At 54.9% G+C, this 12,802-nt stretch carries 9 protein-coding genes and 1 pseudogene; all 10 read right to left on the bottom strand.

Annotated elements, in window-relative coordinates:
• Window positions 1-63: 63 nt before the first annotated feature.
• A complete protein-coding gene (locus tag HF894_RS01210; protein WP_204968888.1) occupies window positions 64-423 on the bottom strand; it encodes a winged helix DNA-binding protein in 360 nt (119 codons plus the stop codon).
• 125 nt (window positions 424-548) lie between these two features.
• Window positions 549-3,005: an FAD-dependent oxidoreductase gene (locus tag HF894_RS01205; protein WP_204970889.1), complete on the bottom strand. Its 2,457-nt coding sequence runs from the start codon at window positions 3,003-3,005 to the stop codon at window positions 549-551.
• Window positions 3,006-3,629: 624 nt separating this feature from the next.
• Window positions 3,630-5,012 carry a clostripain-related cysteine peptidase gene (locus HF894_RS01200; RefSeq protein WP_317196512.1) on the bottom strand — a complete coding sequence of 461 codons (1,383 nt, stop codon included), beginning with the start codon at window positions 5,010-5,012 and terminating at the stop codon, window positions 3,630-3,632.
• 21 nt (window positions 5,013-5,033) lie between these two features.
• Window positions 5,034-5,333, bottom strand: a pseudogene (locus tag HF894_RS15305) (Ig-like domain-containing protein); the annotation flags it as partial.
• Window positions 5,334-5,356: 23 nt separating this feature from the next.
• Window positions 5,357-5,755: a hypothetical protein gene (locus HF894_RS01195; RefSeq protein WP_075319013.1), complete on the bottom strand. Its 399-nt coding sequence runs from the start codon at window positions 5,753-5,755 to the stop codon at window positions 5,357-5,359.
• 130 nt (window positions 5,756-5,885) lie between these two features.
• Window positions 5,886-6,746 (bottom strand): sigma-70 family RNA polymerase sigma factor, encoded by an 861-nt coding sequence (locus HF894_RS01190; RefSeq protein WP_008766632.1) that lies wholly within the window; start codon window positions 6,744-6,746, stop codon window positions 5,886-5,888.
• Between the two features lie 251 nt (window positions 6,747-6,997).
• A complete protein-coding gene (locus tag HF894_RS01185) occupies window positions 6,998-8,533 on the bottom strand; it encodes a Do family serine endopeptidase (protein WP_204970807.1) in 1,536 nt (511 codons plus the stop codon).
• Between the two features lie 286 nt (window positions 8,534-8,819).
• Window positions 8,820-10,157, bottom strand: a complete 1,338-nt coding sequence (locus HF894_RS01180; RefSeq protein WP_204970806.1) for a transglutaminase-like domain-containing protein — start codon at window positions 10,155-10,157, stop codon at window positions 8,820-8,822.
• An 87-nt stretch (window positions 10,158-10,244) separates the two neighbouring features.
• Window positions 10,245-11,420: a dipeptide epimerase gene (locus HF894_RS01175; RefSeq protein WP_204970805.1), complete on the bottom strand. Its 1,176-nt coding sequence runs from the start codon at window positions 11,418-11,420 to the stop codon at window positions 10,245-10,247.
• 126 nt (window positions 11,421-11,546) lie between these two features.
• Window positions 11,547-12,752, bottom strand: coding sequence for a C40 family peptidase (locus tag HF894_RS01170; protein WP_204970804.1), 1,206 nt, complete (start codon window positions 12,750-12,752; stop codon window positions 11,547-11,549).
• Between the last annotated feature and the right edge of the window lie 50 nt (window positions 12,753-12,802).

The raw sequence follows: 12,802 nt of genomic DNA, 5'->3' as shown, positions 1-12,802 counted from the left end.
AACCTTCCCCAAAGGCAAGTTCTTCCTTCAAAACTCATCGCGGGTAACGAAGATGAAGCTGTCTCAGCACCCCTCGCCCACGGCCTCGGCCAGTAACGGCGGCAGGTCGAAGTGGGCCGCCTTGATGCGCCCGATCAGTTCCTTGCCCGCAGGGGTCGGCACGAAGTACATCTGACGCTTGTCCTCGCGCCCCACCTGGCGCACAATCAGTTCCTTGCCCTCGACGGAGCGGATGACTTTCGACGCGTTGGAGGCCGAAAGCCCCAAAGCCTCGGCCACCTCGCTGGAGCTCAGCTTGCCCCGCGACAGGAGCGTACAGAGCAGCATGCCTTCGTTGAGCGACAGACCATAGGCCTGCTCAAACTGGGCCTCGAACTCGGCGATGGCCCGATAGATGTCGCGTATCTTACACAAAACTTCCATATAAATAAATGAAGAATGAAGAATGAAGAATGAGGAATGAAGAATAAGGAACGAGGAATGAAGAATAAGGGGCAAACTGGCCACACGGAAATTCTTCATTCTTCGTTCTTCATTCTTCATTCCAATTAGATGAACAGGTTCACATTCGCCTGGTCGGCACGATCCATGTAGGTGGCCACGCCGCCCACGGTCACTTCGTCCAGCAGCTCCTCGCGGGCGATGCCCATCATGTCCATCGACATCTGGCAGGCGATGAACTCCACGCCCTGTGCCAGCGCCTGCGCACGGAGGCTCTCCAGCGAATCCACGCCCTTGCGCTTCATCAGGTAGCGCATCATGCGGCTGCCCATGCCCAGCATGTTCATCTGCGAGAGCTTCAGCTTCAGCGAGCTGGAGGGCAACATCCAGCCGAACATGCGGCCGAAGATGTCTTTCTGCACGGCGGGCTTATTCACTTTTTTCAACACGTTCAATCCCCAGAAGGTAAAGAATATAGACACCTTCTGACCCGTGGCGGCCGCTCCGTTGGCCAAAACAAAAGTCGCAAGCGCCTTGTCCAGGTCGTCACTGAAGAGGATCAGCGTCTTTCCGCGACCGCTTTTTCCGCCATTTTCGGCCTCACAAACGCCGTTTCCTTTCTCCAAAAGTACGGTATAGCGGCCTTTCGACTCCGATTTTTCAATCAACCGGTTGCCCGTCGTGTGGCACCAGGCAGAGGCGTCGCGGGCAAAACCGGCATCGGTAGCCACCACTTCCACGCGCTGGCCGGGCACGGCGGCGTCCATCGCCTCCTTGACCTTCATGATGGGGCCGGGGCATTGCAGGCCGCAAGCGTTGATGCGCACCACGGGGCGGTCGCACACGCACGACGCATTTTCAGCCTCTCTGTGCGACGCGGACGGCTCGCGGGTACAAGAACACGCCTCGGTAGGCAAAACGGGCGCTACGGCCGCGGAATAGGTCTTGTAGCCGCCAATCAGGTTGCGCACGTTGGTGTAGCCGTGCCCCATCAGGATGCGTTGCGCCAGATAGCCACGCAAACCCACGGCGCAGAACACCACGACAGGACGGTCCGTCGGCACTTCGGACAGGCGCTGGCGCAGGTTGTCGAGGGGGATATTCACGGCGCCAGGGATGGTGCCGAAGGCAAATTCCTCGGGCGTGCGGGTGTCGATGAGCACAAGGCCGTCTTTCTGCGCCACCAGCTCGCGCCAGGTGATGGCGGGCATGGCTCCGCTCAGCAGGTTGGAGGCCACGTAGCCGGCGATGGCGATGGGGTCCTTGGCCGACGAGAAGGGCGGCGCGTAGGCGTGCTCGGTTTCCACGAGGTCGTACACCGTTCCGCCGTGCTTGATGAGCTGGGCAATCTGGTCGATGCGCTTGTCCACGCCCTCGTAACCCACGCACTGGGCGCCGTAGAGGCGGCCCGACCGGGGGTCGAAGGTCAGCTTCAGCGTCAGGGGCAGGGCGTCGGGATAGTAGCCGGCATGCGAGCCGGAGTGGGTCACGGAGCTCAGGTAGTCCATGCCCAGCTGCTTCAGGCGCTTGGCGGCCAAGCCGGTGGAGGCCACGGTGAGGTCGAACACCTTGGCGATGGAGGTGCCGATGGCGCCTTCGTAGGCGGTGACGTTGCCCAGGGCCATGTTGTCGGCCACAATGCGTCCCTGTCGGTTGGCAGGGCCGGCCAGGTAGTTCAGCCAGGGCTTGCCCGTCAACGGGTGCGGAAACTCGATGGCGTCGCCCACGGCATAGATGTCGGGGGCAGAGGTTTGCAGGTACTCGTCCACCCAGATGCCGCCCGTCTCGCCCAGCTTCAATCCGGCCTCCTTGGCCAAGGCCGTAGCGGGACGCACGCCGATGGAGAGCAGCACAAGGTCGGCCTGCAGGGTCTTGCCGCTCTTCAGGAAGACGGTGAGGCCCTCGTCGGTGCGGCGGAAGCTGGTGACGCCCTCCTCCAGGTAGAGGCCCACGCCCTTCTCCACGAGGTGCTGGTGCACGGGGGCGGCCATGGAGTAGTCGATGGGGGCCATCACCTGATTGCCCATCTCGACCACGGAGACGGCCACGCCGGCGTGGTGCAGGTTTTCGGCCATCTCCAGCCCGATGAAGCCCGCGCCCACCACGACGGCACGACGCACGCGCTTCTCCGTGAGATAGGCTTTGATGCGGTCGGTGTCGTCCACATTGCGCAGGGTGAAGATGCCCTCCTCGCCGATGCCCTCGAGGGGCGGACGCACGGGCGTGGCGCCGGGCGAGAGGAGCAGCTTGTCGTAGGTCTCCTCGTAGGTGGTGCCGTCGGCACGGCGCACGGTCACGGCCTTGCGGGCGGGGTCGATGGCCACGGCCTCGTTCTCCACACGCACGTCGATGCGGAAGCGCTGCCCGAACGACTGGGGCGTCTGCACCAGCAGCTTGGCACGATCTTCGATGACGCCGCCGATGTAGTACGGCAGGCCGCAGTTGGCGTACGAGATGTATTTTCCCTTCTCCAGCAGGATGATGTCTGCCGCTTCGTCCACTCTTCTCAGTCGGGCGGCGGCGGTTGCTCCGCCTGCCACACCCCCAATAATCAGGTATTTCATAACGTTTCTTGTTGTTGGGTTTTCGTTGTTGTTTTCGGTTTCACGCCGCAAAGAAAAGCATAATTTCCGAGAAAATATAATTTCCAATGGAAAATTTATCAGAAAAGATATTATTTTCTTTTGGAAAGCATTGTTTTGCGGGGAGGAAAGCACCGTTTTGCGGGGCAGGAAGCGATGTTTTGCTGAGAGAGGGAACATATCCTCGCCGGTACGCGGCGGGGGCGGACGGCGTGTCCATCCGCACAGGAATGAGATCATCGGTTTCAGGAAGAGGACTGCATGAAATAAAAACAGCCCTTACACCCTTACATTACAAAACTTACAATTGTTTTTTTTGAATAAAAACATCCGTCCGCTTCCAACGACTGACAGGTTTCAAATCATAAGCAAAATATTTTTATTATATATTTATATATATAATATATATTATATATATAAATATATAATAAACTTCCAAATTCAAGTCTATCAGCCAAAAAGCAACACACAATTTCTTTTTGTAAGTTTTGTAATGTAAGGGCGTAAGGATGTATGGGGAAACAGTAATAATAATAAAATAAAATTACATCAAAACAGAAAATTGCCATATAAATCATTACAAGCAAGAAAAAGCCAGTCCATCCGTTACCATCCCAGCTTCTCCAGCCCTGCGTCCTGATACCACTTCAGGGAACGGTAGGCCGCATCGCGCTGGGTGCTGCTGCCGGGGATGTAGTGGGTGATGCCGTTGGCACCCTCCATGGAGAACATGCCGACAAACTGGGAGTAGTTCTTGGGCGTGGTGCTCCAGTAGGCAATGGCGGCGTCGAAGGCCTGCGTCCACGTGGCATACGAGGCATCGTCGAGCACCTGCTCCATGAGTTGCTTCAGGTCGAAGTAGCCCACGTAGTCGCGACCCCACCCCTTGTGGTCGTAGTCGAAGACTTCTTCCTTCAAGGCAGCTATGTCCACCACCTCTTCGGGCAGGAGCTGGGCGGTGAGTGCGGCCAGCTGCTCGAGGGCGTCGGTGCGCATCACGCAGATGGACGTACCGCCCGTCCAGTTGTTGTTGCTGATGCCGATACCGCCGTTATAGATTTCCTCGTAGGCAGCAAAATAGGCCTTGGACATCTCGACCGCTGCCTGGTCGGCAGCCATCAGGGGAACCAGGCGTTCGTAGGGAGCGCCGGGACCGGGGTTCTCGGTAGGCGAACCGATGTAGTAGTCGGTAAAGCCGCGCAGCTCGTAGGCCACCTCGACAGAGGCCATGAAGCAGGCATCGAACATAAGGAAATCGAGATGGGGCGCCCCTTCAAGGACAGATACCAACTCGGAGATATTCATGCGATGGTCACCGTCCGTCTTGTCCTGCCCCACCCAACGGGTCGAAGCCTGACCGTAGGGGATCCACCCGTCGGCATGCGACCAGTAAATCAAGCCGTAGCCTTCGGCCAGAAAATCGGGATTGGAAAATACGTCGGCAAAGACTTCGCGCGTCTCGTCCACGCCCACCGAATTGCGATCGTCGTAGGTGCGCACCACGTCTTCCACCACCTGTCCGTTCTGTTTCTTCAGTTCCACAAGGCGGGGCGAGCTGCCCGTATCAATGTAGACGAGCAGATGGAGCATACCGTCGGATACCTGCACCATGCCTTCCTTCATTTCAGCCAGGTCTTCCAGCGCAAAGGAAGAAAGATTGTTGTCGGCAGCCAGATAGACCAGCACCGTCCGCTTGTAGGGCGAAGGCTCAAATACTCTGATACTACATGCAGCAACCTTACCACCATCTTCAGTAGTAGCAATAACCTTTGCTACCCCTACCTTATTAGCCAAAATCATTCCATTTTCATCAACAGATACAACAGATGCGTCACTTGAATGCCAAGTGATATTTGTATTAGTTGCGTCATCAGGCAATATTATAGCCTTTAACTGATAAGTATCGCCTTCTTGCAAAAGAAGTTCAGACTTATTAAGATATAAACTATCAACAGGTATCCCAACTTCACCATTATCCCCACAATACACCCTACAACTTGCATATACCCCCTGATCTTCTGTAACAACCACAACGGAAGCGACTCCCTCTTTCAAAGCCTTAACAACACCTTCAGATGTAACAACAGCAACATTTTCGTTGCTAGAAAGCCAAGAAACCTTTTTATTAGTCGCATTTTGAGGCAAAACAACAGCATTCAATTTTATACTATCACCAACATCAAGAGTCACCTCATCAACATCAAGAACAACCCCTGAAACCGCTATTGCATCGGGCAAATCTTCCTTACCACAAGAGCCCAAAAACAAGAACGAAAATAATGACAATATAATATATACCTGTCTAAACATACTAAATCTCAACATTTTATTCATTATTCTTCGGGCTTCTTGAACTGAAACTCCGAAGCCTCGATCGGCCGCAAGGTCTGCTTGCTCTTCAGGTAGCCAGACTTCACTTTCGAAGCCTCTTTCTCGAGCTTCTTCTTGTTGTCGGAGAAATAGATGACACACGTATAGTTGAGCTTGTTCATGTTATACTCCAGATGGTTCTTCAGCTGGTAGGAATACAAGTCGCGCTGGGGCAGGAAGCCATGCTCGTTAAGGTGAACGCTGTCCAGCAACTGGATGTCGGTGTAATAGACCAGCGTATCGGTGAACGAAGCTGCCACACCAAAAACATACACGGGTTTCTCCTTGTCTTTTTTCATCGTAAAGGCGGAACATACCAGGAAGGTCAGAGCCACCGCCATAATCAGTCGAATGTATTTCATACGTCTTTCTGTTTTCAAAAATTCCAAATTATCACTTTATAGGGGACAAAGGTAACAAAAAAAACGGCAGAGCTGCACGCCACTGCCGTTTTTTGAATTCTTTTTGTTTGTCGGAAACCGATATTCCCACTCATCCCAAGTAGGACTTGAGCAATTTGCTACGATTACTTTGTCTTAATCTTCTGATAGCTTTTTCCTTGATCTGGCGCACACGTTCACGGGTCAGCCCGAATTTGTCGCCGATTTCCTCCAGGGTCATTTCCTGTTGTCCGATGCCAAAGAACATCTGTATGATCTCCTTTTCGCGCTCGGTCAGCGTAGAAAGTGCTCTATCAATTTCCCTCGCAAGAGACTCGTTCACCAACGAGCGGTCAGCCATAGGCGAATCGTCATTCACCAAAACATCCAGCAGGCTGTTGTCCTCTCCCTCGACAAAAGGCGCGTCGACCGATATGTGGCGGCCGGATACCTTCAGCGTGTCGGAGATTTTGTCGACAGGGATTTCCAGCTCATCGGCCAGCTCTTCGGGCGACGGACGGCGCTCGTTCTCCTGCTCGAACTTGGAGAAGGCTTTGCTGATCTTGTTCAGCGAGCCCACCTGGTTGAGCGGCAGACGCACGATACGCGACTGTTCGGCCAGGGCTTGCAGAATGGACTGGCGTATCCACCACACCGCGTAGCTGATGAACTTGAAACCACGTGTCTCATCGAACTTTTCGGCTGCTTTGATCAGACCCAGGTTGCCTTCATTGATCAAGTCGGGCAAACTCAAGCCTTGGTTCTGATACTGTTTTGCGACAGATACGACGAAACGCAGATTGGCACGTGTCAGTTTCTCCAGTGCAACACGGTCACCCTTGCGGATGCGCTGAGCGAGTTCCACTTCTTCTTCAACAGTAATGAGGTCCTCACGCCCGATTTCCTGCAAGTACTTGTCCAGAGAAGCGCTCTCTCGGTTAGTGATACTTTTGGTAATTTTTAGTTGTCTCATTCTTCTATATACATATTGGGTTGACAAAGTTACGACAAAAAATCGGATTAGCACCAATCTTTTGCCATCTTTTTGTCAGGTTCAACAAAAAAAGTCAGAGGAACGCCTTTCGGGCTCCTTACAACAGGTAACAAAAAGAGTGCCGACAAGTTCTTTGCCGGCACCACTTACAAGATAAATTAAACATACTTCAACCTTCTTACCTTATCAACTGTCTAACCTATCCTATATCTATATCTAATACCTAAATCTTATTCCTGACTCAAATCTACTGCATAGCTGGCACGCTTGCCCGAGGGGAACATACCCGTGATGAAGAGCACTTGTTCGGGTGTTTGCGTAGCAGCCTTCAGTACGTCCTCCAGATCCTCGACGGTCTTCATCGGCTGGCCGTTGGCCTTCAGGATGATGAAGCCCTTGCAGATGCCTGCATCGCCCATCTTGCCACCGCTTACGCCTGTCACTTCAAGACCATAACCCAGGTTGAGCTGGCGGCGCAGGTCGGTGTCGATCGGCTTGAAGGCAGCACCCAAGATTTCCATACCGGCATTCTTGACTACCTTCGTATTGCCCTGAGCGTTCTTCAGCGTGATGGTCACTTCCTTTTCCTTCTTGTCGCGAACGATGGTCAGTTGTACCTTGTCACCAGGACGATGCTTGGACAGAGCCTCTTGCAGGTCGGTGAACTTGTGCAGCTTCTTGCCGTCCAGCTTGATAATGACATCGTTTTCCTTCAGGATACCGGCAGCCGAACCGCCTTCTATGACTTGAGCCACAAGGATACCCTCCTTCACGCCCAGCTCTTCCATGCGTTTCTCCATCTCCTTCACCACTTCGTCGTTCATCTGCAGGTCGGTCGTAAAGTCACCGCCCTTGATGCCCAACAAAGCACGCTGAACGGTACCATACTGCTTCAGGTCGGAAACGACCTTCGTCATCAGGTTGGTAGGGATGGCAAATCCATAGCCCGAATAGGCACCCGTAGGCGAATAAAGCATGGCGTTGATACCTACCAGCTCGCCGGCGGCATTCACCAAGGCACCACCACTGTTACCCGAGTTGATGGCGGCATCGGTCTGAATGAACGACTGGATGCTGGCAGCCTGTCCGTTGGCAGCCGTCGTACCGATGGAACGAGCCTTGGCGCTCACGATACCTGCCGTAACGGTAGAATTCAGGTTGAAGGGGTTACCCACGGCCAAAACCCATTCGCCCACCTTCAGGTTGTCCGAATTGCCCACAGGGATGGTGGGGAAATCGTCGCCTTCGATCTTCAGCAGAGCCAGGTCGGTGTCGGGGTCGGTACCGATGACACGTCCTTTCAATTCACGCTCGTCATTGAGCTTGACAGTGATTTCGTCAGCACCCTCGACTACGTGGTTGTTCGTCACGATATATCCGTCCTTCGAAATGATGACACCCGAACCGAAGCCCACACGCGGCTGCGTCTGGATCTGACGCTGCTGGCCACGGCCATCGCCAAAGAAGAAATCAAAAATATCGGGTTGTGTCTGGATGGTACGCGTCTTGCTCAACTCGGTAGCGCGGATGTGCACTACGGCATGTACTGAACTTTCGGCGGCTTGGGTCAGGTCGACGGGCTGCGCATTGATCGCGCTCAGACCTGCCAACCTTACATTATTTGGATTTTGCTGGAAAAGCTCGCTGAACGTGGCGTTTTCCATCTGCTGCTTGGCCATTAACTTGTAGGCAGTAAATCCACCTATCGCGGAACTCAGAAGTACACCAGCGGTGACTCCCATTACCATTTTTGCTGTCCGTTTCATAAATCTTATCTCTTTAAAATGTTAATATTCGACTTTGTTTTAACTTTATGACGTTAAAATAACGACAAAAACTATTCAGTTATTCACCCTGTCAGTCTTTTTTGTCCTCTTTTAACAAAGCCGTTTTTGAGCTTAACAGCGGTTAACGACAGAGGCTACCAAATTAGCATTTATGCACGTTTCCTGCCACTTTAACACTTTGAGGCTTAGAGCGTAAAAATATGTTTCCGCTTCTAAAGAGATGCTTCACAGGTCGGAAAAAGGAAACGTCGAACGGAACACGAGGTCAATAGTTCAGATACTCTATATCCATGTGATAGCCCCACTCAGTGAAGTACAGGTTACCACCTGTCCACTCCACTTCGCCACGCTGGAAATCCACCGTCTCGCTCCGCGGATATTTCTTTTCGGGCACGAGCGGCATGCCATAGTCTTGGTTCACCACCATGCGCCACGAGTCGATGCCGCCCAGATAGAAATAGGGCTTCCCTGCCTTCTCCGCATAGGGAGCCAGGCCGAATGACTGGTCGACAGGCACCCAGCCGATGCCCTCGAAGTAGACTTCTGCCCAGTCGTGCAGGTTCCATGCGCGGGGTTGCATCATGAAGCCGCTCTGGAAGTGGGCAGGGATGCCCGCAATGCGACACAGGGTAACGAAGAGCAACGTCACCTGGCCGCAATCGCCATGGCGGTTGTCGAGCACATATTCAGGGATGTTGTCGATGGTAGAATACTCGCGCGCAGAGGCCCAAGGGAAGTGATCGTTCACCCAGCGGAAGATGCGACAGGCCTTCAAGTAGGGATTGTCCTCGCCCTCTGTCAAATTGTCAGCCAACTGGCGCAGGCGGGGCGAGAAGACAATGTGGCGGTCGCGCTCGGACGTATAGCGTCGGTAGAGCTCCGTCGTGGTGTCGTAGGGCAGGACGTCGGAGGGACGAATGTCGTGCCACTCGCCATAAGAGGTGTATTCGAACGTTTCCGAGAAGACAGTGGGCTCTCCGCTCACCGCCCGCTTCTCCATGTAGAGGGTGCTGTGCGTCGTGCCTTCAGAGGTCAGCGTGTACGAAGGCTCGCTGGTGGCTATCAGCTTCACGTCCTGCTGACGGGGAATGTCCGTGCGTGGATAGGGCAGCCAGCAACGCACTACTTCGCCCGCTGGGACGGCATTGGTGTCGACGGTCAGCGTATAGGTGACGCGCATGCGCTTGGGAGCCGCCAGGCACGAGTCGCCCCGTCCGTCGGTAGCGGCCAAGATTTCGGGCAGGTTCTCAGCATTCGCGCGGTCGCTGGTGCTCACCTGTTCGCCTTCCTTGGCCAGCTTCACCTCACGACACAGGGAGTCGATGCGGAAAAGGTTGGGACCCGCATTGCGAAAGTAGCGCTTCTCGCCGTCGAGCATCATGCACTCCAACGCGCCCGACTCCTCCCATTGGCGCATCTGCTCGTCGGTCACGTCGGGCAGGTAGCGGCGGATGTAATCTTTCACTTGCGCCTCCGTCAGGCAGAAATCAGTCAGGAGGCGTTGGTGCAGGTCGGACGCCCACGAGTAGGAAGCGTCGGACGCCTTGCGGTTGCAAGCCGAAAAGGCCAGCAGAAACAGGACAAGATAAAGCAGGTTCTTCATACATTCAATGGAAAATGGAGAATTGAAAATGGAAAATGAACACACGCACACGGCTATTCTTCATTTTCAATTCTCAATTATCAATTATCAATTATTAATCACTACCCCAATGCCAGGCAGGTCGGGCAAGGTAATCTTCCCCTTGACCACCTCCATGCCTCGGAAACGGTCGTTGGCTATGAGCAGGTTGCCGTCGAGGTCGGCAAAATCGACCGCGGGCGAGAGTTGGGCAGCCGCCGAGCAGGCACACGAAGTCTCCGTCATGCAACCCACCATCACCTTCATGTCGAGCGCACGCGCCAGGATGAGCATCTTCCACGCCTCGCGCATGCCCGTACACTTCATCAGCTTGATGTTGATGCCCGTATAGGCTCCCTTCAGCGCAGGTACATCCTTCAGGCGCTGGACGCCCTCGTCGGCAAAGATGGGCAGAGGACTCTGCTGGGTAATCCAGGCGATGTCGTCGATCTGCGTCTTGAGCATGGGCTGCTCCACCATGACGATGCCCTGCTCCTTGAGCCAGTGTATCTCGTCGAGGGCATGCTGGCGGTCGGTCCACCCCTGGTTGGCGTCCACGGCAATGGGCAGGGACGTGACCGAACGGATGGTCTCGATCATCTCCTTGTCGTTGTCGCCTCCGAGCTTCACCTTGAGGATATTGAACTGGTCGGCACATTCCTTGGTCTTCTCGCGAACCACGTCGGGCGTATCGATGCCGATGGTGAAGGTGGTCGACGGGGCCTTTTCCTTGTCCAGCCCCCATATTTTGTACCAGGGCGCCTGCAAGAGTTTGCCCACAAGGTCGTGCAGGGCGATGTCTACGGCCGCCTTGGCCGCCGCGTCACTCTCCGAAAGGCTGTCGATGTAAGCCAGGATATCCTCCATCTGGAAGGGGTCGGAGAACCGACCGATCGTGTCCTGCACTTTCTTCAGGAAGGCCATCACACTGTCCAGCGTGCCCAACTCCTTCTGCAGGTAGGGCGGCATAGAGGCCTCACCATAGCCGATGACGCCATCGTACTCCAACTCCACCTGCACGTCGGGCGTCGTGCTGCGCGAATAGGTGGCCACAGTAAAGACGTGGCGAAGCTTCAACTCGTAGGGGAAGAAGCGCAACTTCATCTGCGTCCCTGCGCCACTCTTTCTGTTCAGATTGAACCATGCACCCCGCTTCTTTTCAGCGGCCAGCGCTTCGTTCATCACCATGCCTGAACCCAATGCGGCAAAGGCCGCCGTCTTCAGGAAATCTCTTCTATTTTGCATCGTAGTATCTTCTTATTTTATATCGTTTTTAGTCTATTTTCAATACAGCACCGACGTCCTCGAGAAAGCAATGCTTTGCGGAGGAGAAAACAGTGCTTTACGGAGGGGAAAGCAATGCTTTCCTGCTCACCACCGATAGTAGGGGTTCTCGTCCGTCGTGTTCAGCCCCTTCTCCTTATTAATAGATGGAAGCACGCGCGCGGCGAAGAGCAGGCGCCCCAAGTTGTATTCGTCGAACCGTTCGTCCTGCGGGTCGAAGCTGCTGACGTGTACGTCGCCCTGCGAATGGATAAACCGCTTGCCGCCCACGTACAGGGCCACGTGCACCACCCGCTCCTTGCGTTCGGCCGTGGCCTTGCGTCCGAAGAACACGAGGTCGCCCGGCTGGAGGTTGGAGAAGTCGGGGGCGATGTCGATATGCTGCCCCACGTAGGCCTGCTGGGAGGCGTCGCGGGGGATGATGATGTCGTGCATGAAGAGCACTGTGCGCACGAAGCCGCTACAATCCACGCCTTTCGACGAGGTGCCTGCCCAAAGATAGGGCACCCCCATCAGCGTGTGGGCCGTGCGGATGATGCTGGCGGCATCCTGCTTCAGGCTCTTGCGCCATTCTTTTTCGGGCAAGGCGGCGGACTTCTCCACATAGCCCTGTCGGCCGTCGGGATAGGACACGCGATAGAAGCCTCCCTTCGTGCCTTCCAGCTTCAGGCGGTTGCCAGCCACGATGTCGGACACCGTCTGCGAGCGTCGGTCGGGCTGGGAGTAGACGAAGGCGTAGTGCGACGTGACCACGACCTTTTCTGCCCGATTCCAAGCCGTCAGTTCCTCGCGGGTGACGGGCAGGACGCTGACACGATGCGTCCAGGCGATGTAGTCGTCGGGTGTCTGAATGCGATACCATCCGTCGCGCTCGAGCACACGCACGGGCATGCCTAGCAGGGCTTGCGTCATCATCTCCGACGAATAGTCGGGCTGTACGCGCAAGCTGGCCACGGAGAGGTTGATGATGCCATAAGTCTTTCCCTCGAGCGCCGCCTCGTCGGGCAGCACCTTCAGGCAGTCCATCACCTCGTAGCCGGCCTTCGACAGGGCCTCCACCAGTTCGGCCTTGGCAGAAGGCGAAGTAGTCTCGCCACGAAGCATCACGTGCTTGCCGTCGAACGTATAGTCTGTCTTAAAAAGGGCTACACGCCCGTCGGGGGCATACTTCTGTTTGAGGCTGTCGGTCAGGGCAACAACCTCGGGCGGAATGTCCCCGCCTGCGGCATAGGTCCTTGCGGATGGCAAGGAGCAGAAGAGCAAAAGAGCAAGAATAAGATAGTTTTTGTTCATGAAATGTCTGTTTGTGGGTGATTAATACGAGCAAATCTACGAATTATTTC

The organism is Caecibacteroides pullorum, assembly GCF_019239235.1.
GTDB lineage: Bacteria > Bacteroidota > Bacteroidia > Bacteroidales > Bacteroidaceae > Bacteroides > Bacteroides pullorum.
Note: the sequence above shows the minus strand (reverse complement) of the source record. Positions and strands in the feature narration are given on the sequence as shown.

Bases quoted from the DNA above. Each gene is read 5' to 3' on its own strand.
- HF894_RS01210 (WP_204968888.1), bottom strand. From the start codon at position 423: ATGGAAGTTTTGTGTAAGATACGCGACATCTATCGGGCCATCGCCGAG.
- HF894_RS01205 (WP_204970889.1), bottom strand. From the start codon at position 3,005: ATGAAATACCTGATTATTGGGGGTGTGGCAGGCGGAGCAACCGCCGCC.
- HF894_RS01195 (WP_075319013.1), bottom strand. From the start codon at position 5,755: ATGAAATACATTCGACTGATTATGGCGGTGGCTCTGACCTTCCTGGTA.
- HF894_RS01190 (WP_008766632.1), bottom strand. From the start codon at position 6,746: ATGAGACAACTAAAAATTACCAAAAGTATCACTAACCGAGAGAGCGCT.
- HF894_RS01185 (WP_204970807.1), bottom strand. From the start codon at position 8,533: ATGAAACGGACAGCAAAAATGGTAATGGGAGTCACCGCTGGTGTACTT.
- HF894_RS01180 (WP_204970806.1), bottom strand. From the start codon at position 10,157: ATGAAGAACCTGCTTTATCTTGTCCTGTTTCTGCTGGCCTTTTCGGCT.
- HF894_RS01175 (WP_204970805.1), bottom strand. From the start codon at position 11,420: ATGCAAAATAGAAGAGATTTCCTGAAGACGGCGGCCTTTGCCGCATTG.
- HF894_RS01170 (WP_204970804.1), bottom strand. From the start codon at position 12,752: ATGAACAAAAACTATCTTATTCTTGCTCTTTTGCTCTTCTGCTCCTTG.